Source organism: Hydrogenovibrio sp., from assembly GCF_965140365.1.
Taxonomy (GTDB): Bacteria; Pseudomonadota; Gammaproteobacteria; order Thiomicrospirales; family Thiomicrospiraceae; genus Hydrogenovibrio.
Genome location: NZ_OZ223196.1, coordinates 1,384,548 through 1,406,735, shown reverse-complemented (window position 1 = coordinate 1,406,735; position 22,188 = coordinate 1,384,548). Strand labels below are relative to the sequence as shown.

Below are 22,188 nucleotides of genomic sequence, written 5' to 3'. Positions count from 1 at the left end.
TTTATGGCGCAGTTGAAACTTTCAACTCAGGCGTGGACGTCCCAAACGATTTTCATCTTAGCAGCAATCGGTTCGGCCGTCGGGCTCGGCAACCTCTGGAAGTTTCCTTACATTACCGGCGAAAATGGTGGTGGCGCTTTTGTCATTGTTTACCTGCTTTGCATCCTGCTGATCGGCTTGCCGATTCTTATCGCGGAAATCACCCTGGGGCGCGCCGGTAAGGCCAGTCCGCCGCAAGCCATCGCCAATATCGTCCGTGAAACCGGTTCCAGCAAGCTGTGGGTGCTGCTGGGGTTTAATGCGGTGATGGGCGGTTTATTGATTCTGACGTTTTATTCGGTGATTGCGGGGTGGGGCATTGCTTATTTCGTGGACAGTTTGTTTGGTGTGTTTAACGGGATGAATGCCGACCAAGCGCAACAGCACTTCGATGATTTTGTGGCCAGCCCATCCGGCTTGACGTTTTGGCATTCGGTGGTGATGCTGTTAACGATTTTGATTGTGGTGAAAGGCGTGCGCAGTGGGATTGAACGCGCTATCAACATCATGATGCCCGGTTTATTGATTATCTTGATGGTGTTGCTCGGTTATGCGACGACAACCGGCGCCTTGGGGCAGAGTTTTGAGTTTCTGTTCAAACCCAATTTTTCCGCTTTGACGACCGATTCGATATTGATTGCGTTAGGGCATGCGTTTTTCACGCTGAGTCTCGGGTTCGGTACCATGATGGTGTATGGCTCCTATATGCCGAAAGATTATTCCATCGTGCGTGCCAGTTTATGGATTGTCGCGGCCGACACCCTTATCGCGTTGATTGCAGGCCTGGTGATTTTTGCGATTGTATTTGGTAACGGCCTGGAAGCCGGCTCCGGACCGGGCTTGTTGTTCCAGACCTTGCCAATTGCTTTCGGGCAGATGACCGGCGGCTGGTTCTTCGGCACTTTATTTTTTGGTATGGTGGTGTTTGCCGCGTTGAGTTCCGCGATTTCCATGATTGAACCGGCCATCAGTTGGCTGGAACAGAACTGGGGTTTTACGCGCCGTAAAGCGGCCTGGTCACTGGGACTGTTTTCCTGGACCTTGGGCTTGGGCAGCGTTCTCTCGTTCAATCTTTGGAAAAACGTGCATTTCTTTCAGGATAAAACCTTTTTCGAGACCATGGACTTCCTGACATCGAATGTGATGTTGCCATTAGGCGGAATGTTCACCGCTTTGTTTGTCGGTTGGGTGTGGACACAGCACCAGCGTGATGAACAATCCGGTATGCCGCCAAACTGGTCAGGAATTTACGGCGTATTGGTGAAATTTGTAGCGCCGGTTTTGGTGTTCATTGTGTTTTTTGAGAGTGTGACCTAGAAGGGTAACGTTTGCGGGTTTCAGGCAAAAATTAGGTATAAAAAAAGCGGCTTTTGAGCCGCTTTTTTTATTTGAACGTTTGTCGTCATCAGTATTGCGCCATATAGCTGCTTTGAATGTGTTTTTGCATTTCCAGATTCTCTTGCAGCATTTTACGTTGTAGATGGTGGGAAAAGCGCAGGATGGAGCGCATCACATTGAACATGAGCTTTGGGTTTTTCTCGACCAGTGATTCGAATTCATCTCGATGCAAAATCAGCACCGTTACGTCATCCCGGGCTTGCAGTCGCATCGTGTGGGCAATACCATCCAAAAAGCTCAGCTCACCAATCAAGGCGCCTTTTTTCAAGGTATTGATGTGGATGGTTTTTTCCGGGTTGATGACTTTGAGAATTTCCAGTTTGCCATCCACCAGAATATACAAGTTGCCGTCCAGCGTGTCCGGTTCAAATAAGATTTCACTTTTAGTCAACGTACGTTGTTTGACGATTTCGGAGAGAGCTTCGCAATCTTCTTGCGTTAAGTCAGCTCCAAGTACGGACTCGGCAATCAACTGGGTTTCGGCTGGTTTTGGCATGGTTTGGCTCCTAAGCTTCTTTATTGTTGTTATATGGAGAGCTTTGCACGAGATGGATGCACGGATAAAAATGGCTAAAATTTCCCTGAATGTCGTTGAAAAACTGGCGAATAGCCAGCTATTCGCTGCGTTTTCCGCCTAATTCAGAAAAATTTTATCGCATTTTTCCATCGCGCCCCACTCATGCAAAGCTCTCATATGGTTTTACCATTATTGGTCAAGTCGTTCAATCGGATAAAAGTTTTCGAATAAAAGTGATAACCCAAAAGTAAACAGTAAAATCACCACAAAGACGATGAGGATTGAACGGGCTTGTTTGTTATCGATGAACTTTTCTTTCCAGTTTTCTTGTTTAATATAGGGCCAGATCAGCGCGATAAAAATGACCAGTGCCAGGATTTGGAGCATTATCGATAACATCAGTTCACCAATAGATTGATTAAAGTTTGTTCGTAAATATCCGTCAATGTATTCAAGTCATCCACGCTGACATGCTCGTCGATCTTATGAATCGTGGCATTCAGTGGTCCCAACTCAATGACTTGCGCGCCGGTTTGGGCGATGAAACGACCATCCGATGTCCCGCCGCCGGTGGAAAGCTGTGTTTGCAAACCGGTTTCCTGCCGGATGGCTTTGGAAACGGCTTGAATCAACTGGCCTTCGGCAGGGGTAATAAACGGCAGTCCGGATAAATTCCATTGTAAATCATAATGGAATTCACAACCATCTAAAATGGCGTGTACGGCTTGTTTTAAGCTGTCTGGGGTTTGTTCGGTGGAAAAGCGAAAATTGAAGTCCACGACGCAATCCCCCGGAATGACGTTAGTGACGCCGGTGCCCGCATGAATGTTGGATACTTGAAAGGACGTGGGCGGGAAATACTCGTTGCCCGTGTCCCAGACGGTGTCAGTCAAGGTTTTCAACGCTGGCGCCAGGGTGTGGATCGGGTTTTCAGCCAACTCGGGATACGCAATGTGGCCTTGTGTTCCTTTCACCGTCAGACGACCGCTGAGCGAGCCACGACGTCCGTTTTTAATGGAATCCCCCAGTTTTTGGCTGCTGGAAGGTTCTCCGACTAAGCAGTAATCGTATTTTTCACCGCGTGCTTCCAGTGCTTCCACGACTTTGACTGTACCGTCTTTGGCGGGGCCTTCTTCATCACTGGTAATCAAAAAACCGATGGAACCTGGCGCATTGGGGTATTTTGCCACGAAACGTTTGGTGGCGACCATAAAGCAGGCAATACTGCTTTTCATGTCGGCGGAACCGCGGCCGTATAACTGTCCTTTATCATCGATGTGCGCGGAGAAGGGCGGGTGTTGCCACTGCTCCTCCGGGCCGGTCGGGACCACATCGGTGTGTCCGGCAAATACGATGAAAGGGCCGGTGTCGCCACGTCTGGCCCACAGGTTATGGACCTCTCCGAATGGCATGGGTTCGATCTGGAACCCCAGCGGACGAAGGTAGTCGGCAATTAAGGGTTGGCAGCCGTTATCGTCCGGAGTGACGGATTCAATTTGAATCAGTTGTTGAGCAAGTTGAATGGTTTCGGTCATAGAGGTCATCGTGTGTTTTTGTTGGTGTATTCGTTTTCTGTACCGCTTATTTTAGGTGTTTGGCGGTGGTTTTAGAAGGCTTGAGCGGAACCTTATGTCGGTTTTTGCGTTGCCTTTTGATAATCGGCTTCATTAAAGCCAAACAGTATAGCTGTGTCGGTCTGTAAAACGGGGCGTTTAATTAACGTGGGGATGTCGGCGAGTAATAGAATGTCGTCACCGGCCATCAGTTGCTGTTTTTGTTCGTCACTTAGTTGTTTCCAGCCTGTGCTGCGTTTATTGACAATCACGTCGATCGGTTGTTGCCGTAACCAGTTTTGAAGAATGTCCTTTGTGAGGCCGTCTTTGCGGAAGTCGTGAAATTGATAATCGACTTGTTGTGCTTCCAAGAATTTACGCGCTTTTCGTACCGTATCGCAATTGGGGATGCCGTATAAAATGATGGGGTTCATCAGAGTCGTTCCTAAAAGTGTATTTTGAATGACGGTTATTTTAAAGCATTTTGCGGTGACTTTGAGCGGGAAGATGGTGCTTTTCTCGGTTGGAACGGCTTCTCTGTTTTGGTAAGAAAAGGTATAATTCGCGTTTTGGTTTTGAATAGATGAGAAGACTGTTATGACTATCAAACGAATCGGCCATCGTTATAGCGATGCAAAAACAGGTGCGACATTAGATGTATGGTTCCCGCGCTCCAATAAAGAAATTGCGCGTAACTGCTTGGCATTAAAAGCCGGCATTATCAAAAGCGATTTTGTGACGGTCGAAATCGCTTCGGTGGATGATGCGCCGACATCGGCGGAAGACGCGTATTTGCGTCTGCATTTGTTGTCGGAATGTGCTTATAAACCGCACGACATTAACCTGGATGGTGTGTTTGGTTTATTGACCAACGTGGCCTGGACCAGTGCCGGACCGGTGCTGCCGTCTGAAGTCGAAAACTTGCGTGAAGCGATTGCGGATGAAGCGATTCAGTTAACGGTGACTTCGATTGACAAGTTCCCGCGTATGGTCGATTACGTCATTCCGGAAGGGGTGCGTATCGGGGACGCGGATCGCGTTCGTTTGGGTGCGCACTTGGCACCGGGTACGACGATTATGCACGAAGGTTTCTGTAACTTTAATGCGGGCACCTTGGGGAATTCCATGGTCGAAGGTCGTATCAGTGCCGGTGTGGTTGTGGGCGAAAACACGGATATCGGTGGTGGTGCTTCCATTATGGGAACCTTGTCCGGTGGCGGTAAACAGGTCATTTCCATGGGGCAGCGCAACTTGTTAGGTGCGAATGCCGGTTTGGGTATTTCCTTGGGCGATGACTGCATTATCGAATCCGGTTTGTATTTGACCGCCGGCACTAAAGTGAAGATGCCGGACGGTTCGATTGTGTCTGCTCGTGATCTATCAGGGCAATCCAAATTGTTGTTCCGTCGCCACAGCCAAACCGGTGAAGTCCAAGCGGTTATGACGGACGGAGCCGTTTGGGGTGGCTTGAATGAAGCGCTTCATAATAACGACTAACCCGAAAACTTTATAAGGTTAGACACCCTGAAACCCAGCCTTTGTGCTGGGTTTTTTGTATTATGCGAGTGTGTTTTTCGATTTTTACAGGAGAGGAGCGGATGGCAAATGTTATTGGGCTGGATCATGTCAGCATTATTGTCTCGGATGCGGAAGCCAGTTTGAACTTTTATCAGAGCTTATTGGGGCTGTCGGTATTGAATCGGCCGAATTTAGGCTTTCCGGGTTACTGGCTGGACTTATACAATGGCCAGAGTTTGCACATCATGGAATTGCCGAACCCGAACGAAAACACTGAACGTCCTGAGCATGGCGGACGGGATTTTCACTTTGCGTTGAGAGTGGATTCGGTGACGGATTATGAAGCTTTTTTACAAGCAAGAAACGTGGTGTATACCCGAAGTCGTTCCGGGCGAAATGCGTTGTTTATCAAAGATTTGGATAATAATGCATTTGAGCTGTTTGAGGTGTGTCCAGATTCATAAAACCACCAGGCCTGGCGAGTAACAAAAATCGCCAGGCCTGGTTGGAAATGCGAAAACGAACCAAGTGGTGTTTAATGGTGTTTAGGGTTCGATATTATCCAGCAATGCGGCTTTCAAGGCTTCCTGCGTATGGTGCGAGTGAATGGAGTGGTTGCTGGTCGAGCTGATCATAAAGACGTCTTCCGCTTTTTCACCCACGGTATTGATTTTGGCGTCATGCACTCGAATCTGACAGCTCTTGAACGCTTGTCCAATCCGAGCCAGTAGGCCTGGAATGTCTTTGGTGGTAATGCTCAATTCGGTCAATTCTTCATTTAATTCCTGGAAATGAATTTCCGTTGGCGTGTGGAAGGCGCGTGTTCGCCGTGGCTCAGGTTGGGGCTGCGGTGTGCTGTCCATTTTCAGGAATAATTGATATTTCAGAGTGTCTTCGATTTCCGCCAGAATCACTTCGTCAGTAATCGATAAATTTTCGTGGTTTAACAAGTAGATAATGACCAAGGTCATGTTATCCGTGCCGGAATAAATTTTGGCTTCGACGATATTGAGCCCGAGTTTGTCGAGAATCTGAGTGAATTGCGCGAACAAGTAGTTGCGGTCGTGCATGTAAATAATTAATTCTGTGGCTCCGCGAGACGTGGTCGGCTGTAGATGAATGTTGATGTCGTCTTCGTCTTCATCATGCAGGGCCGCGGTGATGCGCGCGATTTCGCCTGGACTTTGGCGATTAAAAAAGTCGGTTTGTTCGAAAGATTGCCAGAAAGTTTGAAATTCCCGAGGTATTAGCCCTTTACCTTTCAGGATGTCGCTGGCTTTTTCTTTGTTGAAAATCGCTTGCTTGGCGCGGTCTCTCGGCTGGGTCGATGTGGCGTCCAGCGCCTGGGTGGTGTTGTGGTAAAGCTGTAGGAAAAGTTGGTTTTTCCAATCGTTCCAAACATCATCTGAGGTGGAGCGGACATCCGCCAAGGTTAGGAGATAGAGGTAGTCCAGTCGCTCCTGTGTGCCGACTTTTTCGGCAAATTGGGCGATGACTTCCGGGTCGGATAAATCTTTTTTCTGAGCGACATAGGAGAAATCCAAGTGGCGCAAAACCAACCAGCTTAAGAGTTCGGTATCGTTTTTACTTAAGTTGTGCTTAAAGCTGAACTCTTTGGCATCGACCGCACCGAGTTTTTCGTGTGCGCCATTGCGCCCTTTGGCGATGTCGTGGAAGAGTCCGGCCAGCAACAGGATTTCCGGTTTGCACAATTGTTTGGCGACTTGGTGCGCCGTTGGAAATTCATAAGCGTATTGGTTGATAAAGAATCGACGTAAGTTTCGAATGACTAAAATAGTATGCTCATCAACGGTATAGGCGTGAAATATATTAAACTGCATTAACCCGGAAATCTTTTTAAAGCTCGGCAAATATGCGCTCAATATGCCGTAAGCATACATGCGTTTAACGGCGGCATTGACGCCTTTGGGTTGGCGGAAAATTTCAATGAACAGGGCTTTGTTAATCGGGTCGGAGCGAAATTGGTCGTCGATCCGGTGCAGGTTATTGCGAATCAAGCGAATGGTGCGAGACCGGATACCTTGAATCAGGTGTTGGTAATTTTCAATAATAATGAAAACTTCCAGTAGTGCGGTTGGGTTTTTTTCGAACAGGTTGGTTTTGGCAACGTCAAGATAGTTATTGACGATGCGGAAACGCGGGTTAATCTGCTCAATATGGTCTTCGCTGGTACGAAAAATTTCTTCTTTGAAGTGTTGCAGCAGGATTTCATTCAGGCGCGCCACGATGTGGACGTTCTGATAGTAGGGTTTCATAAAGGCTTCGACGGCTTTAACGCTGTCTTCGTGGGACAGGTTCGGGTAGAGCTTCTCCGCCAGTTGCTGTTGGTTATCAAACAGTAAGCGGTCTTCGTGGCGCTTTTTCAAGCGGTGCAGGGCAAACCGAATTCGGTTGAGATACAGGTAGGCGGCCTGAATTTCCTGAAACTCGTGTTGAGTGATGAAGTTATGTTGCATCAATTCCTGTAGCGAACTGGCACCGAAGTGGCGTTTGGCCACCCAAAGAATGGTTTGAATGTCCCGTAAACCGCCCGGACTTTCTTTGACGTTGGGTTCCAGTTGGTAAAGCGTGTTGTGATAACGTTTGTGGCGGCGAGACTGCTCTTCCTGTTTGGCCTCAAAAAACTCCTGACTGGGCCAAAAAGTTTTCAGGTTGAAGAGGTTTTGCAACGCGGTGAATTGCTCGTAATCGCCTGATAACCAACGGGCTTCAAGCAGGTTGGTGGCGGTGGAGACATCTTCTTTGCCGGATTGGATGCATTCTTCCAAGTTGCGAACGGCATGGCCGACTTCGAAGCCCAGGTCCCATAAGTAGGTGATGAACTCGATGATGGTTTGTTGTTGTGTTTCATAGGACTCGCCGAGAATCAGCAGGTCAATATCGGAATAGGGTTGCAGTTCGCCTCGTCCGTAACCTCCGACCGCAATCAACGTCAGTTGATGGTTGCCGTCTTTTGGAAAGTGATGTTGCCAAATTTTTTTGAGCAGCTGGTCGATAAAAGAGGTGCGCTCTTTAATGAGCGCTTCAATGGAACGGTCCTGGTCAAATTTGACGAACTGTTGTTCATTGAACTCTTTGAGCAGGTTTTTGCCGGCGCTCAAGGATTGATTGCGTCCTTCGTGTGTCAGCTGGTAGATGAAGTTGGGAATCGAACTTTCGTCGTTGTGTTTATTCTCTGGCGTGTCGGTGGTGGTTGGTTTATCACTCGGCATGCGAAGTCCTTTGATGGTTCAATCAAATCAAAATGGCCGGCATGGGGTCTTGTTTTTAAGGTAAGACGGGTTGTTCGCCGGGGCGTAGCGTTAAGATTTCATAACCATCGTCGGTGACGGCCAGCATGTGTTCCCACTGTGCGGAAAGTTTTCGGTCAGCGGTTTTGACCGGGAAAATGGTATTTCCCGGGTGTTTTTTATTGGGGCCAAGCGTTTTAACATTGGCTTTGCCCTGGTTGATCATGGGCTCAATGGTAAAGACCATGCCGGGTTGTAGGACAATCTTCTTTAATTCCGGCTGTGTGTAGTGTACAACTTGCGGTTCTTCGTGGAATTCGGCACCGATGCCGTGTCCACAATATTCCTTCACCACGGAAAAGTCATTGTTGTGGGCGTGTGTCTCAATGGCTTCGGCTATATCGTACAAGGTGGCCCCCGGTTTGACGGCTTCAATGCCGAGCCACATACATTCGTGGGCCACACGACATAAACGGCGCGCGAAAGGTTTGACCTCGCCGACTTCGTACATCATGCTGTTGTCGCCGTGGTAACCATCTTTGATGACCGTGACGTCGATATTGACGATGTCGCCGTTTTTCAGCTTTTTGTCGTGATCCGGAATGCCGTGGCAGACGACATCATTAATGGAGATGCAGCTTTCTGACGGAAACCCATGATAGCCGAGTGTCGCCGAAACGGTGCCTTGAACCTCGGTCATGTACTTGGCCATAATGTCATTTAGCTCTCCGGTCGAGACGCCGGGCTTGACATAGGGTTCAATCATGACGAGTACGTCGGCGGCCAATTTGCCGGCAACGCGTAATTTTTCAAGTTCCTGTTCGGTTTTGATTTTAATGGCCATTGAGCTTCCAAAGTTAAGTGGTTTGAGATCGAAAAATCTTGAAAAAAAAACGGCTACATGGTATAAATGCGCCGCCTTTTCGAATAAAGGTATTTTAACAGAAAAACCACACGCCTGCCGAGACATCAAACGGGGTGCTGTTTCCTTGTTTTGAGCGATTTTATCTTAAATGTCGCTTATGCGAAACAGTTCGTTTGATGGGCAGGCGGAGGCTTAACCCAAAATGGAGAAAAATCATGGCTAAAGTCACTATGCGCCAAATGTTGGAAGCAGGTGTTCACTTCGGACACCAAACACGTTATTGGAACCCTAAAATGGGTGAGTACATTTTTGGTGCTCGCAATAAGATTCACATCATCAACCTAGAAAAAACCTTGCCGATGTTTAACGATGCGTTGAACTTCCTGGGCGGTATTGCAGCAAATAAAGGCACTGTATTGTTCGTTGGTACTAAGCGTGCCGCGGGTGATTTGGTGGCGGAAGAAGCGAAGCGTTGTGGAATGCCTTACGTGAACCACCGTTGGTTGGGTGGTATGTTGACCAACTTTAAAACCATCAAACAATCCATCAAAAACCTGAAAGACCTTGAGACTCAAGAGCAAGACGGTACCTTTGATAAGATCACCAAAAAAGAAGCGTTGATGCGCTCCCGTCAAAAGGATAAGTTGGAATTGTCTCTAGGCGGTATCAAAGATATGCGTGCTATGCCGGATGCGATTTTTGTGATCGATACCGGGAATGAAAAAATTGCGCTTCAAGAAGCGAAAAACCTAGGTATTCCGGTTGTGGGTGTTGTGGATACAAACAATGATCCGAACGGTGTTGATTATGTTATTCCTGGAAACGACGACGCGGTTCGCGCGGTTTCTTTATACCTTTCTTCGGTCGCGGATGCGATTAATGAAGGTAAAGGGTCTATCACCACGGCTTCTGAAAGCGACGAGTTTGTTGAAGAGAAAGCGGAAGCTTAATCGACCCGAACCGACTTCGCGTTCACTGAAAAACACCAGGCCTGGTCATTCTTTCCAGGCCTTTTAAATTGATTGAGAGCTTTGCACGAGATAGTTACACGAGTAAAAATGGCTAAAATCCGTCTGATTTTTGTTGAAAAACTGGCTAATAGCTCGCTATTAGCTGCATTTTCCGCCTCAATCAGCCAAATTTTCTCTCATTTTTTCTTCGCGTCCTACGCGTGCAAAGCTCTCTGATTACAACTTATTTTTAGGGGTCTAAAAAATGGCTGTTACTGCATCTATGGTAAAAGAGCTGCGTGAAATCACTGGCGCAGGGATGATGGATTGTAAGAAAGCGTTGGGTGAAACCGACGGAAATATGGAAGAAGCGGTTGAGTTTCTTCGCAAAAAAGGTATGGCGGGCGCAGATAAAAAAGCCGGTCGTACGGCGGCGGAAGGTGTCATTGCGATTGCGGTTTCCGATGATAAGAAAAAAGCAGCGATTGTTGAAGTTAACTGTGAAACGGACTTTGTGGCTAAAGGCGACGAGTTCAAAACATTCGCTGATGAGATTGCGGCCATCGTTCTAGCGACGGGTCAAATGGACATTGATGCTTTAATGAATGAGAAAATGGCGAACGGCCAGACCATTGATGAAAGACGTCGTGAAATGGTTGGTAAAATCGGCGAAAACATGGCGGTTCGTCGTATTGAGTTGGTTGAGTCAAACGGCACTATCGGTCAATATCAACACGGTGAGAAAATCGGCGTTGTGGTTGCGATGAACGGTGGGGATGATGGCTTGACGCGTGACGTAGCGATGCACATTGCGGCCGCGAACCCAGCGGCCATTTCAGCCGATGATGTGGATGCCGAGGTGTTGGAAAAAGAGCGTAAGTTCCAAATTGAACAAGCGCAAGATTCCGGTAAGCCGGCTGAAATCATCGAAAAAATGATTGAAGGTCGTATGCGTAAATACCTTCAAGAGATTACTTTGCTAGGTCAAGCGTTTGTGAAAGACCCGGATCAAACGGTTGAAAAGCTTTTGAAATCTTCCGATGCGTCTGTTTCGAACTTTGTTCGCTTGGAAGTCGGTGAAGGGATCGAGATTGAAGAAACGAACTTTGCAGACGAAGTTGCGGCGGCGGCTGCGGCTGTAAAAGGTTAATTCTGTTTCCGGTTTCATGGAGCTGAAAAAGCGTTGCCGACAAATGTCGGCCGCGCCTTTTGATGAAAAGCCATGATAAGCAAGTTTGTTTATCATGGCTTTTTTTTAACTTTTTTCCGCGATTTGTTTTGAAAGTCATTTTATAATGCTTTCCATTCCAAAAATGCATTTCAAAACGGTTTGCAGATAAATAATTCAAGATGGGTTAAGGTGAGTCATGTCATTGAAATATGAGCGAGTGCTGTTGAAGTTCAGCGGAGAGGCCTTGATGGGCGATGGTCAGTTCGGCTTAGATGCGCAGACGTTACGTCAAGTGGTGTCCGAAGTAAAGGCGTTGCGAGAGCTGGGCGTTGAAGTCGGCCTGGTGGTGGGCGGTGGCAATATCTTCCGCGGAGCCCAAATCATGGGGTCGGGGATTCAGCGTACTACCGGTGATCATATGGGAATGATGGCGACGGTCATTAATGCACTGGCCCTGCGTGACGTGATTGAAGACATGGGAATGCCCTCGGTGATTTATTCGGCAATGGGTATCGAAGGCGTGTCCCACGGTTTTAATGCCAATCATGTCAAAAAGGGCATGGCGGAGGGGCAAGTAGCCATTTTTGCCGCTGGAACCGGGAGCCCTTTCTTTACAACCGATACGGCGGCTGCGTTGCGTGGCATCGAAATTGATGCCGATATTGTTTTAAAGGCCACTAAAGTGGATGGGATTTACACGGCCGATCCGGCGAAGGATTCAACGGCGGAGCGTTTAGCTGAATTAAGTTACGATGATGTGATTCAAAAAAACCTACAGGTTATGGATATGACCGCTTTTGTGTTATGTCGTGATCATAAAATGCCGATCCGCGTATTTGATATGTTTAAAAAGGACGCGGTGATTCGAATTGTCAAAGGTGAAGACGAAGGCACATTGGTGCATTGACTTCAAGTTTGGGTTCAAAGGAGAAAATAAGAAATGTTGAATGAAATTTTTGATGATGCAAATGAAAGGATGCAGAAGTCTGTCGAGAATCTGGAAAGTAATTTTGCCAAGATTCGTACCGGACGAGCTCATCCAAGTATTCTGGATTCGATTAAAGTGGATTATTACGGTTCGGATGTGCCGGTGAGCCAGGTGGCGAATGTGAATGTTGAGGACGCTCGTACCTTAACTGTTCAACCTTGGGAGCAGGCTATGGTAGCGGTGGTCGAAAAAGCGATTATGACCTCTGATTTGGGGATTAATCCGGTCACTAACGGGAATATGATGCGCATTCCGATGCCGCCGTTAACGGAAGAGCGACGTAAAGAGTTTATCAAAATGGCACGTGCCGAAGCCGAGCAGGCGAAAGTGGCCGTTCGTAATATTCGTCGTGACGCCAATGCGGATTTCAAAAACTTGAATAAGGATAAAGAAATTACCGATGATGAGTTGCGCCAAGCGGAAGATCGCATTCAGAAAGCAACCGATGCGCATGTAGCGGAAATTGACAAAATGTTGACGGAAAAAGAAGACAGCTTGATGGAAATTTAAGCTGAAATTCTTTCGCATTTACGGCATAATTACTCGTTAATTGTCAACAGCGGCCTGTCTTGGCATACGCCTTGAGAGGCCGTTTTTGTTTAAACCATCAACCTGACTAGGAATACTTTTGAGTCAACACCCGCCCAATCCTGCAATTCCGAAACACATCGCCATCATTATGGATGGGAATGGCCGCTGGGCGAAGCAGCGTTTTTTGCCACGCTTTGTGGGGCACCAAAAAGGCGTTAATGCGGTGAAGCGCGTAGTGAAACGTTGCGGTGAAATCGGGGTGGAATCCTTGACCCTGTTTGCTTTCAGTACTGAAAATTGGAAACGACCGGAAGAGGAAGTGAATAAGTTGATGGGGCTGTTTTTGATGGCGCTGCAAAAAGAAGTTTCCAAATTGAACGAAAATAATGTGCGCCTGAGAGTCGTGGGTGACCGGTCAGCGTTTAGCGATGAAATTCAGGCGAATATAGAAAAAGCCGAAGCTTTGACGGCCGACAATACGGCCTTAACATTGAATGTTGCGGCCAATTATGGCGGACGCTGGGATGTTGTGCAGGCGGTAAAAGCATGGCAAAAAGCGCACCCTGAGCAATCTGTCGCCGATTTAACCGAGGCGGATTTGTCACAGTATGTTTGTTTGGCCGACCAGGCTACGCCGGATTTGTTGATTCGTACCGGTGGTGAGCAGCGCGTCAGTAATTTTTTGATTTGGCAAATGGCCTACGCCGAGTTGTATTTTTCCGATGAACTCTGGCCGGACTTTAATGAAGACTCCATTGATCGAGCGGTTGCGTCCTTTCAAAGACGTGAACGTCGCTTTGGTAAAACCAGTGAGCAGGTGTCGTCACCATGTTGATGCAGCGTGTGATTACCGCGTCTTTATTGTTTTTGTTGGTTGGCGGGTTGCTTTTTTTCGCGAATGACCAGGTCTGGGCGTTTTTTGTCTTAGTGGCAACGTTTTTATGTGGCTGGGAATGGGCCGGATTGGCTCGAGTTGAACGGCCGCTGACGCGGATTTTTTACGCGCTGATTGTCGCACTGGCGGCGTGGGGACTGTATGTTGCAGACAGTTCCTTGTTGTGGCTGTGGCTGACCTTGGTGATCATGGCGGTGATGGCGACCATGGTCATGATTTATCAATGGACTGCTGGGCAATATCTGCTTAAATCAACCGTCATGATTTTGATTTTAGGCGTGCTGGTGTTGGCCAATTTCGCCAGTATTTTGATGGTGTTTTTATCGGTTTTGTCTCCAGTGGTATTGCTGTTGAGTTTGTTTGTGGTTTGGGCCATTGATACCGGAGCCTATTTCGCTGGGCGTCGCTTTGGTCGCCATAAACTGGCCGTTCACGTCAGCCCGGGTAAAACCTGGGAAGGCGTTTACGGCGGGGCGTTATTGGCGTTTGTCATTGCGGTGGTCGGTTTGAATTGGTTGCAACCTGCACTGAATGGCACTTACCTGACGGTTGCGATTGTGTTTTCTGGAGTGGCTTTGTTCTCTATTTTCGGGGATTTGTTCGAAAGTTTATTGAAACGCCAGGCCGACTTAAAAGATAGCAGCCAATTATTACCGGGGCATGGTGGATTGCTGGATCGGGTTGACAGTTTATTGGTGGCGGTACCGATGTTCTTTTTTGTGTGGCAATGGATGTCGATATGACGATTCTTTGGTCGATTGTTGGGTTTGTCGTGGCGATGGGCTTGTTGGTCGCCATCCATGAATGGGGCCATTACATCGTTGCGCGCGCTTTTAATATCAAAGTGACGCATTTTTCCTTGGGGTTCGGCAAGGTTTTTTATCGTAGACAAATGGGCGAAACTCAATTCCAGTTGAGTGCCATTCCCCTGGGTGGCTACGTTAAGTTTGTTGATGAGCGAGAAGGGCCGGTCGCACCAGAAGATTTACCGAGGGCGTTTAATCGCCAAAACGTGTATCGTCGCTTTGCGGTGGTTGCGGCAGGGCCAGTTGTGAACTTGGTGTTTGCCTGGTTGGTGTTTTCGCTGATTTATTTTTCCGGTATTTCCGGATTAAAACCGGTCTTCGAGACGATTTCGCCACAAACGCCTTTGGCGGAAAGTTTGCCTGAAAATACCCAGGCCTGGCAGGTTTTGTCGGTGGATGGTAAGGATGTTTTGGATTGGCGAGCCGTGTACCAGCAAGTGCTGCAAGCACTGGTGAAAGGACAAGCCGATATTGCAGTGGGGTTGCAGGCCTTGAATGGGGCGGCAACTAAGAAGGTGGTTTTGCCGTTGACGGATTTGGACATTAACCAGCCCAAACAGGATTGGTTGAGCGCCTTAGGGTTTGCACCGAAATACCCGAAAATTCGGCCGGTAATCAATCGTGTGGTGACGGATTCTCCGGCGCAAAAAATGGGACTTCAAAGTGGTGATTGGGTTCGCCGTATTGATGGCCATGGTCTCGAATCCTGGTCGCAGTTGGTTGAATATGTGCGCAAACACCCTGGTAAAGAAGTAGAATTGCTGGTCGACCGTAATGGACGGATGGTGTTTGTAAAGGGTGTTTTGGCTGAAAAAGAAACCGCCTCCAGTACCATCGGGTCTTTGGGGGCCGGGGTTAAAATGGATGAAGCGGCTTTGAGTCAGTACCGTGTCACGGTTTCTTATGGCCCGTTGACATCCTTGGAAAAGGGGTGGCATCACACGGTTGACTTGGTTGAAATGACACTGAATATGATCAAGGGAATGTTGGTTGGAAGCGTTTCCATGACCAATATTTCCGGCCCGGTGAGCATTGCTGAGTTTTCCGGTAAGGCGATGCAGTCAGGCTGGGTGGCTTTTTTAAGCTTATTGGGATTGCTCAGTTTGAGCCTGGGGATTTTAAATTTGTTGCCGATTCCGGTTTTGGACGGCGGGCATTTGTTTTTTTATATGATTGAAATGATCAAGGGAGCACCGGTTAAGGAATCAATTGAAGCCGGTGCTCAAAAAATCGGCCTGATGTTAATTTTGGGCCTGACGTTTTTTGCTTTATTTAATGATGTGGTACGAATTTCGAATGGTTAAACAGTTTTTTCAGCGTGTTTTTTTGGTACTGGTGTTTTTCTTTACCGTGCTGAGCAGCAGCGCGCAAGCCGCCGATTTTAAAATTGAAAAAATTGAAATTGAAGGTAATAAACGCATCAGTTTTGAAACCATTCGAAGTTATCTACCGGTTGATGTTGGCGATGAGCTGACGGCAGCGAAGACGCAAGAAGGTATTGAAAAGCTTTATAAAACCGGCTTCTTCCGTGATATCGCCTTTTTTGAGCAAGGTGACGGGGTTTTGGTGATTCGCGTGTTGGAGCGTCCTTCAATTGCGGACATTTCCATTGAAGGGAATGAGTTGATTAAAACCGACGACATGAATATGGCGTTGGATTCGCTGGGCGTCAAACAAGGTCGTATTTTCAATGACACGCAAATGGATCGTATCATTCTGGATTTGCGTCGCCGTTATCAGAATCAGGGCTATTATGCGGCGGAAGTGGATATCGAGGTCACCGACTTGCCACGTAACCGGGTGGGCTTGCTGATTAAAGTTGAAGAAGGAAAGCCGGCCAGTATCGGACGTATCACCTTGGTGGGTAACCAGACTTATGAAGATGGTCGCCTGAAAGAAGCCATGCTCTTATCCGAATCCGCGATGTTTGGTGATTCGGATAAGTATGCCAAGCCGAAATTGCAATCGGATATCGAAACCCTTCGTTCTTACTATATGGACCGTGGGTTTGCCGAGTTTAAGGTCATCTCGTCGCAAGTCAGTTTGTCGTTGGATAAAACTCAGGTATTTTTGACGATTAATATGAAAGAGGGGCCGCAATACACGGTTTCTACGATTAAATTCACCGGTGATACCATTATCACCCAAAAAGAGTTGCGTGGTCTGTTGAAAATTCGCGAAGGCGAATATTTCTCTCGCAGTAAGATTGTGGCCACTGTTAACGCTATTCGTGATCGGTTGAGTGAGGAAGGTTATGCTTTTGCAGAAATTGAGCCGATTACCAATCTGGATAAAGATAATCGCTTGGTCTCGTTGGATTTTCGGATTGAGCCAAAAAGCCGGGTTTATGTTCGTCGCATTCGAATAGAAGGGAATACGCGAACAAAAGATTATGTGATTCGCCGAGAATTACGTCAATTTGAAAGCGCCCCTTATTCCTTGAAAGCCGTTCGACGTTCGAATACCCGCTTAAATCGATTGGGGTATTTTAAAACGGCTAAAATCGACACAGACCGTATTTCCAAAGACCAGGTTGATTTAGTGGTTAAAGTTGAGGAGCAGTCCACCGGATCCTTTAACGCGGGTGTGGGTTATTCACAGGTTGATGGTGTGAGCTTTACCTTAGGGGTGACGGAGCGTAACGTTATCGGTTCCGGTTATCGAGCGAACATTAACGGAACTTACAGTTCGTCAACCAAATCCGCGGATATTGGGGTGACCAACCCTTACTTTACCGTTGACGGGGTTTCGTTGGGTGGTGGACTGTATTATCGTGAAATTGATGCTGCAGAACTCGACGTATCCAGTTACACCACCAATAACTACGGTATCCGTTTGAATTTGGGGTATCCAACCAGTGAGTGGAATAACTTGAGTTACGGCTTAAAGTTTGACGACCAAACGCTCGAATGTGTTGACGACTTTTTGTACTGTAAAAATTATACGGCGGAGTATGGTAAACACTTTAATTCGGTGCGATATACTATGGGCTGGAGTCATGATACTAAAAATGCGTTTTATTTCCCGACGGATGGGCAAAGAACCAGTGTCAGTGGTGAGTTGGTGATGCCAACCAACTCGGATGTGTCTTTCTATAAGTTGTATCTGAACGAAACCTTTTATCAGCCATTGTCGGATATCTTTACGCTGCGTTTGAAAGGGGATGTCGCTTATGGTGATGGTTATAATGGCTATAAAGGTATTCCGTTTTATGAAAACTTTTATGCCGGCGGCATCGGAACCGTGCGAGGCTATGAACCGAACTCTTTAGGTCCAAGGTTTGATGAAACAACAGATGGCTCGGATGATCCGGAGGGTGGTCGGATTCGAATTATTTCCAATGCGGAAGTGATTTTCCCGATGCCATTCATCGAAGATTCCGGAAACCTGCGTTTGAGTTTGTTTGCCGATGCCGGGAATGTGTTTACCGACTGGAATGAAGTGAAGCTGCCGGAGTTCCGTTCGTCGGTCGGTTTGGGGGTTTCCTGGATTACCCCAGTGGGGCCTTTATCATTCAGTTTTGCGAAGGCGCTGAACTATACCGATACCGACAAAACACAAGTGTTTCAGTTTAATTTAGGTGTGGCAATGTAACCCGGTCTGAAAGAAAAGACCTGTTTCAGTGTTAGACCGTAAATATGGTTAAAAATCCTGATTAAATCGGATACAATATTTCAAATATTTTTAGAGTTAAGGGATGTTTTTATGCGAAAGTGGCTCGCGATTTTAGTCGGAAGCGTATTCGTTTTCTTGTCTGGTCAGGCTTTGGCACAACCAGCGAAACTGGGTGTGGTCAATGTCGCCTTGCTGCTTGAAAAAGCCCCACAAGCTCAAGCGGCAGGGCAAAACCTGGAAAAGGAGTTTGGCCCACAGCAGGCAGAGTTGAAAAAATTAGCGAAAAAGCTGGAGAAAAAACAGCAGGATTATCAAAAAAACCAGCTGGTGATGTCTGATTCGCAAAAGGTGTCGACTGAACGCGAAATTAGCATGATGACACGTGATATTCAGCGCAAACGAAACGATATTCAGGAATTGGTGAATATTCGCCGTAATGAAGAACTAGCCGCCCTTCAAAGTTTGGTTAATCAAGCGATTAAAGAAATCGGGAAGCAGCAAAAGTTTGACTTGATCTTATATGAAGGCATTGCTTATACCAATAATCGCTTGGACATTACACAAAATGTGTTGGAGTATTTGAAAAAAGAATACCAGAAAAAACGAGCCAATTTTAATAAGTAAGATTCTTTAGAGTATAAGATTGAAACTTCAAACGATTTTAGATTATTTGGCGAAACAAGATGTCGACGTCGAGTTTCTGGGTGACCCTTCTCATCAAGTAGATCAGGTTTCAGGTTTGGTTGAAGCCGGATCGTCTCATATCAGCTTTCTTTCCGATAGTAAACGCTTTCAGGAGCTAGAATCCAGTCTGGCCGGTGCGATTATCTTGAAACCGGAATACCGGGATATGACGTCGGCTAATCGTTTATTGGTCAATAACCCTTATTATGTATATGCATTAACGGCGCAGTTATTAAACCCTCAAAAGCCACCCGAGGGTATCCATGAATCAGCTGTGATTGACGAGACGGCAACAATCGGAAAAAGGGTGTCTGTGGGGGCCTATGTTGTTATTGGTCGCAATGTGGTCATTGGTAACGATGTGGTTCTGGGACCGGGAACGGTGATTGGAGAAGGTTCTCAGGTTGGGAATCGTTCTTATTTCGCGCCAAATGTATCGGTCATGCACGATTGCCTTATTGGCGAGGATGTTCGCCTTGAATCTGGTTGTGTAATCGGTGGCGAAGGGTTCGGTTTTGCCAATGAACAGGGTGAGTGGTATCACTTACCGCAAATTGGCCGGGTCGTGATTGGTGATCGTGTTTATATTGGTAATAACACAACGGTTAATCGTGGCGCAATAAATGATACGGTGATTGAATCCAACTGTATAATTGACTGCTTAGTGCAAATTGGTCATAACGTTAAAATCGGTTATGGTACCGCTATTGCCAGTCAAGTCGGTATTGCCGGCAGCACTGAAATTGGAAAATACTGTGTTTTGGCCGGGCAGGTGGGCGTAACGGGGCATGTGACCATTGCCGATAAGACTCACTTTGGCGCTAAGTCCGGTGTAACCGGCTACATTAAAGAGGCAGGAAGTTATTCTGGTTTTCCTGCTGTACCGACTTCAGAATGGCAAAAGACCATGGTTCGCATGAAAGGGTTGAATAAAATGGCTCAGAAAGTGAAGCGGTTGGAACGCGAATTAGAAGAAATAAAATCACAATTGGAAAATAATTAAAATGCTAATCGATATAAAAGAAATTTTTGAATATCTGCCGCACCGATATCCTTTTTTGCTGGTGGATCGCGTTACTGAGTTCAACGCGGGTGACTCTTTAAAAGCCTATAAAAATGTAACCTATAACGAACCGCAATTCACCGGCCACTTTCCAGATAACCCCATTATGCCGGGCGTTATGATTATCGAAGCCATGGCGCAGTGTACCGGAATTTTGGCATTTAAGACCCAGGAAGTAAAGCCGGATGGCACTTCCATGTACTATTTGGCCGCCGTGGATAACTGCCGTTTCAGAAAGCCAGCGGTGCCGGGTGACCGTTTGGAATTTGAAGTTAAAACGGTTAATAACAAAAAAGGAATCTGGAAGTTTCAGTGTACGACCAGCGTGGACGGGAAAATGATTGCTTCTTGTGACATGCTGTGTGCGGAACGTAGAGTTTAATCGCTTCAGAATAAAGGATATTGAGTGATACATTCAACGGCCATAGTTGATTCTCAGGCGAGCATTGCGTCCAATGTTGAAATCGGGCCTTACTCCATTATTGAAGGATCGGTGTCGATTGGCGAAGGAACGGTTGTTGGGCCGCATGTCGTCATTTCAGGACCAACCACCATTGGTAAAAATAATCGTTTCTATCAGTTTTGTTCTATTGGCGCCGCCCCTCAGGATAAGAAGTACGTAGATGAGCCGACCACGTTGGTGATCGGGGACAACAATACCTTTCGTGAAAATGTGACGGTTAATCGTGGTACGGTACAGGACCGTGGCGAAACCCTTATTGGTAATGATAACTGGATTATGGCCGGTGTTCACATTGCACATGATTGTGTGGTCGGAAATCATGCCATTTTTGCCAATGCTTCTGCGTTAGCGGGCCATGTGATTGTTAATGATTGGGCCATTTTAGGGGGTTATACCCTGGTGCACCAATTTTGCAATATTGGAGAGCACTCTTTTTGCGGTATGGGCAGTGTTATTAATCAGGATGTTCCTAATTTTGTGACGGTTTCGGGTAATTTGGCTGGTCCAAGAGGTTTGAATGTTGAAGGCTTGAAACGACGCGGTTTTGATCGCGAGCAAATCAACTTAGTGAAAAAAGCTTATCGGGCACTTTATCGTACAGGCTATCGTTTGGAAGAAGCGATTTACGAAATTGATGCGATGAATGATGAACGCGATACTTTAGGAACGCTTGTCAATTTTCTCAAACAGTCCAGTCGTGGCATTGTCCGATAGTTCCGTATCCACAGGCCTGTTGCCTGATTCTCCTATTTTTGCCTTGGTCGCTGGTGAAACCTCCGGCGACACTTTAGGCTCAGAATTAATCCTCTCTCTTAAAAAACGCTTCCCCACAGCTCGGTTTATCGGCATCGGCGGCCCCAAAATGCTGGCAGAAGGCATGGAAAGCTGGTATCCAATGGAACGTTTATCCGTTATGGGATTGTTTGAAGTCCTCAAAGTTTTACCAGGCCTGCTTAAGTTACGTAAAGAGTTGATTCAACGTCTGCTGGATATCAAGCCAACGGCGTTTATCGGAATTGATGCACCGGATTTTAATTTTCGAGTTGAAGCGGCCATGAAATCAGCTAACATTCCGGCCATTCACTATGTTGGCCCTTCTGTGTGGGCTTGGCGAGAGAAACGTTTATTAAAAATTAAACATTGGGTGGACGGTGTTTTGGTGTTGTTCCCGTTCGAACTGCCGTTATATGAAAAATATGGCATCCGGGCAAAATTTGTCGGCCACCCCTTGGCCAATCAGGTTCCGGAGACACCGGATCGTTCTGCGGCCCGACGAGTGTTGGGGTTGCCGGAATCGGTTTCGGTAACCGGCTTGCTTCCCGGTTCCAGAAGCAGTGAAATTAATCTTCTGATCGATGTCTATGTCCAGGCGGCGGTGATTTTACACAGCATGTACCCTCAAATGAAATTCGTTATCCCGTGTGTAAATGATAAGGCAAAACAGCGGATTCAGCAGTCACTGGATACATTTGGGCAGGGACTGGATGTGCGATTGATTGACCAGCAAGCGCAATTGGCGATGGCCGCATCGGATCAGTTGATTGTGACTTCTGGAACAGCGACTTTGGAGGCCGCCTTGATGAAACGACCGTTGGTTTTAGCCATTAAGCTGCATCCAATTACGCATTGGATTATGCGTCGTCTGGCAACGACACAGTGGATTGGTTTGCCCAATGTTTTAGCGCAGAAAACCATTGTGCCGGAGTTTATTCAAGATGAGGCCACGCCACAACAAATTGCGCTTGGGCTGGCCAAATTGATTTCCGATCAAGCGATGCGAGACGCTCAGTTGACCGAGTTTAATACGCAATATCATCAGTTAAAACAAAATGCTTCGGAATTGGCGGCCGATGCCATTGTGGAATGGAGTGGTTTGTAGGC

22 protein-coding genes are annotated in these 22,188 nt (G+C 47.0%); 16 read left to right on the top strand and 6 right to left on the bottom strand.

What is annotated here, in order from left to right:
* Nucleotides 1–3: 3 nt before the first annotated feature.
* Nucleotides 4–1,356: a sodium-dependent transporter gene (locus tag AC0KH7_RS06805; protein ID WP_472371909.1), complete on the top strand. Its 1,353-nt coding sequence runs from the start codon at nt 4–6 to the stop codon at nt 1,354–1,356.
* Nucleotides 1,357–1,444: 88 nt separating this feature from the next.
* Here AC0KH7_RS06805 and AC0KH7_RS06800 read toward each other — a convergent pair whose 3' ends face one another.
* The 4 genes from AC0KH7_RS06800 to AC0KH7_RS06785 all read right to left on the bottom strand — a co-directional run bounded on the left by AC0KH7_RS06800 (nt 1,445) and on the right by AC0KH7_RS06785 (nt 3,941).
* Nucleotides 1,445–1,933, bottom strand: a complete 489-nt coding sequence (locus AC0KH7_RS06800) for a Crp/Fnr family transcriptional regulator (protein ID WP_472371907.1) — start codon at nt 1,931–1,933, stop codon at nt 1,445–1,447.
* 210 nt (nt 1,934–2,143) lie between these two features.
* Nucleotides 2,144–2,353 (bottom strand): hypothetical protein, encoded by a 210-nt coding sequence (locus AC0KH7_RS06795; RefSeq protein WP_472371905.1) that lies wholly within the window; start codon nt 2,351–2,353, stop codon nt 2,144–2,146.
* Nucleotides 2,353–3,489, bottom strand: coding sequence for a succinyl-diaminopimelate desuccinylase (gene dapE, locus AC0KH7_RS06790; RefSeq protein WP_472371903.1), 1,137 nt, complete (start codon nt 3,487–3,489; stop codon nt 2,353–2,355). Before dapE ends, AC0KH7_RS06795 begins: the two co-directional genes overlap by 1 nt.
* Nucleotides 3,490–3,581: 92 nt before the next feature.
* A complete protein-coding gene (locus tag AC0KH7_RS06785; protein ID WP_472371901.1) occupies nt 3,582–3,941 on the bottom strand; it encodes an arsenate reductase in 360 nt (119 codons plus the stop codon).
* Between the two features lie 163 nt (nt 3,942–4,104).
* On the opposite strand from AC0KH7_RS06785, the gene AC0KH7_RS06780 reads away from it, so the two are divergent.
* Together AC0KH7_RS06780 and AC0KH7_RS06775 are read left to right on the top strand one after the other, a co-directional pair.
* Nucleotides 4,105–5,004 (top strand): DapH/DapD/GlmU-related protein, encoded by a 900-nt coding sequence (locus tag AC0KH7_RS06780; protein ID WP_472371899.1) that lies wholly within the window; start codon nt 4,105–4,107, stop codon nt 5,002–5,004.
* A 101-nt stretch (nt 5,005–5,105) separates the two neighbouring features.
* The gene (locus AC0KH7_RS06775) at nt 5,106–5,489 is read left to right on the top strand and encodes a VOC family protein (protein WP_472371896.1); all 384 of its coding nucleotides are present in this window, start codon (nt 5,106–5,108) and stop codon (nt 5,487–5,489) included.
* Between the two features lie 81 nt (nt 5,490–5,570).
* Here AC0KH7_RS06775 and glnD read toward each other — a convergent pair whose 3' ends face one another.
* Nucleotides 5,571–8,258, bottom strand: a complete 2,688-nt coding sequence (glnD, locus tag AC0KH7_RS06770; protein ID WP_472371894.1) for a [protein-PII] uridylyltransferase — start codon at nt 8,256–8,258, stop codon at nt 5,571–5,573.
* Nucleotides 8,259–8,313: 55 nt separating this feature from the next.
* Complete coding sequence (map, locus tag AC0KH7_RS06765) at nt 8,314–9,120, bottom strand: type I methionyl aminopeptidase (RefSeq protein ID WP_472371892.1); 807 nt, start codon at nt 9,118–9,120, stop codon at nt 8,314–8,316.
* Between the two features lie 236 nt (nt 9,121–9,356).
* On the opposite strand from map, the gene rpsB reads away from it, so the two are divergent.
* The 13 genes from rpsB (at nt 9,357) to lpxB (ending at nt 22,186) form a co-directional block, all read left to right on the top strand.
* Nucleotides 9,357–10,091, top strand: a complete 735-nt coding sequence (gene rpsB / locus AC0KH7_RS06760) for a 30S ribosomal protein S2 (protein WP_068648918.1) — start codon at nt 9,357–9,359, stop codon at nt 10,089–10,091.
* Nucleotides 10,092–10,356: 265 nt separating this feature from the next.
* Nucleotides 10,357–11,241, top strand: a complete 885-nt coding sequence (gene tsf / locus AC0KH7_RS06755; RefSeq protein ID WP_472371890.1) for a translation elongation factor Ts — start codon at nt 10,357–10,359, stop codon at nt 11,239–11,241.
* Between the two features lie 217 nt (nt 11,242–11,458).
* Nucleotides 11,459–12,169, top strand: a complete 711-nt coding sequence (gene pyrH / locus AC0KH7_RS06750) for a UMP kinase (RefSeq protein ID WP_472371888.1) — start codon at nt 11,459–11,461, stop codon at nt 12,167–12,169.
* A gap of 33 nt (nt 12,170–12,202) precedes the next feature.
* Entirely contained in the window at nt 12,203–12,760 is a 558-nt protein-coding gene (gene frr / locus AC0KH7_RS06745) for a ribosome recycling factor (protein ID WP_068648912.1), read from the top strand.
* Nucleotides 12,761–12,878: 118 nt separating this feature from the next.
* Nucleotides 12,879–13,616 carry an isoprenyl transferase gene (locus AC0KH7_RS06740; RefSeq protein ID WP_472371886.1) on the top strand — a complete coding sequence of 246 codons (738 nt, stop codon included), beginning with the start codon at nt 12,879–12,881 and terminating at the stop codon, nt 13,614–13,616.
* Nucleotides 13,610–14,419, top strand: coding sequence for a phosphatidate cytidylyltransferase (locus AC0KH7_RS06735; protein WP_472371884.1), 810 nt, complete (start codon nt 13,610–13,612; stop codon nt 14,417–14,419). The genes AC0KH7_RS06740 and AC0KH7_RS06735 overlap by 7 nt, the downstream gene beginning before the upstream one ends.
* The gene (gene rseP / locus AC0KH7_RS06730) at nt 14,416–15,786 is read left to right on the top strand and encodes an RIP metalloprotease RseP (protein WP_472371882.1); all 1,371 of its coding nucleotides are present in this window, start codon (nt 14,416–14,418) and stop codon (nt 15,784–15,786) included. The genes AC0KH7_RS06735 and rseP overlap by 4 nt, the downstream gene beginning before the upstream one ends.
* Nucleotides 15,779–18,076, top strand: a complete 2,298-nt coding sequence (gene bamA, locus AC0KH7_RS06725) for an outer membrane protein assembly factor BamA (protein WP_472371880.1) — start codon at nt 15,779–15,781, stop codon at nt 18,074–18,076. Before rseP ends, bamA begins: the two co-directional genes overlap by 8 nt.
* Nucleotides 18,077–18,187: 111 nt before the next feature.
* Entirely contained in the window at nt 18,188–18,721 is a 534-nt protein-coding gene (locus AC0KH7_RS06720; protein WP_472371878.1) for an OmpH/Skp family outer membrane protein, read from the top strand.
* A 19-nt stretch (nt 18,722–18,740) separates the two neighbouring features.
* Nucleotides 18,741–19,784, top strand: coding sequence for a UDP-3-O-(3-hydroxymyristoyl)glucosamine N-acyltransferase (lpxD, locus tag AC0KH7_RS06715; RefSeq protein WP_472371876.1), 1,044 nt, complete (start codon nt 18,741–18,743; stop codon nt 19,782–19,784).
* Between the two features lies 1 nt (nt 19,785).
* Entirely contained in the window at nt 19,786–20,226 is a 441-nt protein-coding gene (fabZ, locus tag AC0KH7_RS06710) for a 3-hydroxyacyl-ACP dehydratase FabZ (RefSeq protein WP_472371874.1), read from the top strand.
* A 24-nt stretch (nt 20,227–20,250) separates the two neighbouring features.
* Nucleotides 20,251–21,021: an acyl-ACP--UDP-N-acetylglucosamine O-acyltransferase gene (gene lpxA / locus AC0KH7_RS06705; protein ID WP_472371872.1), complete on the top strand. Its 771-nt coding sequence runs from the start codon at nt 20,251–20,253 to the stop codon at nt 21,019–21,021.
* A complete protein-coding gene (lpxB, locus tag AC0KH7_RS06700; RefSeq protein WP_472371870.1) occupies nt 21,005–22,186 on the top strand; it encodes a lipid-A-disaccharide synthase in 1,182 nt (393 codons plus the stop codon). The genes lpxA and lpxB overlap by 17 nt, the downstream gene beginning before the upstream one ends.
* Nucleotides 22,187–22,188: the final 2 nt, after the last annotated feature.

Bases quoted from the DNA above. Each gene is read 5' to 3' on its own strand.
- dapE (WP_472371903.1), bottom strand. From the start codon at position 3,489: ATGACCGAAACCATTCAACTTGCTCAACAACTGATTCAAATTGAATCC.
- rseP (WP_472371882.1), top strand. From the start codon at position 14,416: ATGACGATTCTTTGGTCGATTGTTGGGTTTGTCGTGGCGATGGGCTTG.
- fabZ (WP_472371874.1), top strand. From the start codon at position 19,786: ATGCTAATCGATATAAAAGAAATTTTTGAATATCTGCCGCACCGATAT.
- AC0KH7_RS06720 (WP_472371878.1), top strand. From the start codon at position 18,188: ATGCGAAAGTGGCTCGCGATTTTAGTCGGAAGCGTATTCGTTTTCTTG.
- tsf (WP_472371890.1), top strand. From the start codon at position 10,357: ATGGCTGTTACTGCATCTATGGTAAAAGAGCTGCGTGAAATCACTGGC.
- pyrH (WP_472371888.1), top strand. From the start codon at position 11,459: ATGTCATTGAAATATGAGCGAGTGCTGTTGAAGTTCAGCGGAGAGGCC.
- AC0KH7_RS06735 (WP_472371884.1), top strand. From the start codon at position 13,610: ATGTTGATGCAGCGTGTGATTACCGCGTCTTTATTGTTTTTGTTGGTT.
- map (WP_472371892.1), bottom strand. From the start codon at position 9,120: ATGGCCATTAAAATCAAAACCGAACAGGAACTTGAAAAATTACGCGTT.
- rpsB (WP_068648918.1), top strand. From the start codon at position 9,357: ATGGCTAAAGTCACTATGCGCCAAATGTTGGAAGCAGGTGTTCACTTC.
- AC0KH7_RS06780 (WP_472371899.1), top strand. From the start codon at position 4,105: ATGACTATCAAACGAATCGGCCATCGTTATAGCGATGCAAAAACAGGT.
- frr (WP_068648912.1), top strand. From the start codon at position 12,203: ATGTTGAATGAAATTTTTGATGATGCAAATGAAAGGATGCAGAAGTCT.
- AC0KH7_RS06775 (WP_472371896.1), top strand. From the start codon at position 5,106: ATGGCAAATGTTATTGGGCTGGATCATGTCAGCATTATTGTCTCGGAT.
- AC0KH7_RS06785 (WP_472371901.1), bottom strand. From the start codon at position 3,941: ATGAACCCCATCATTTTATACGGCATCCCCAATTGCGATACGGTACGA.
- glnD (WP_472371894.1), bottom strand. From the start codon at position 8,258: ATGCCGAGTGATAAACCAACCACCACCGACACGCCAGAGAATAAACAC.
- AC0KH7_RS06795 (WP_472371905.1), bottom strand. From the start codon at position 2,353: ATGTTATCGATAATGCTCCAAATCCTGGCACTGGTCATTTTTATCGCG.
- bamA (WP_472371880.1), top strand. From the start codon at position 15,779: ATGGTTAAACAGTTTTTTCAGCGTGTTTTTTTGGTACTGGTGTTTTTC.
- AC0KH7_RS06800 (WP_472371907.1), bottom strand. From the start codon at position 1,933: ATGCCAAAACCAGCCGAAACCCAGTTGATTGCCGAGTCCGTACTTGGA.
- AC0KH7_RS06805 (WP_472371909.1), top strand. From the start codon at position 4: ATGGCGCAGTTGAAACTTTCAACTCAGGCGTGGACGTCCCAAACGATT.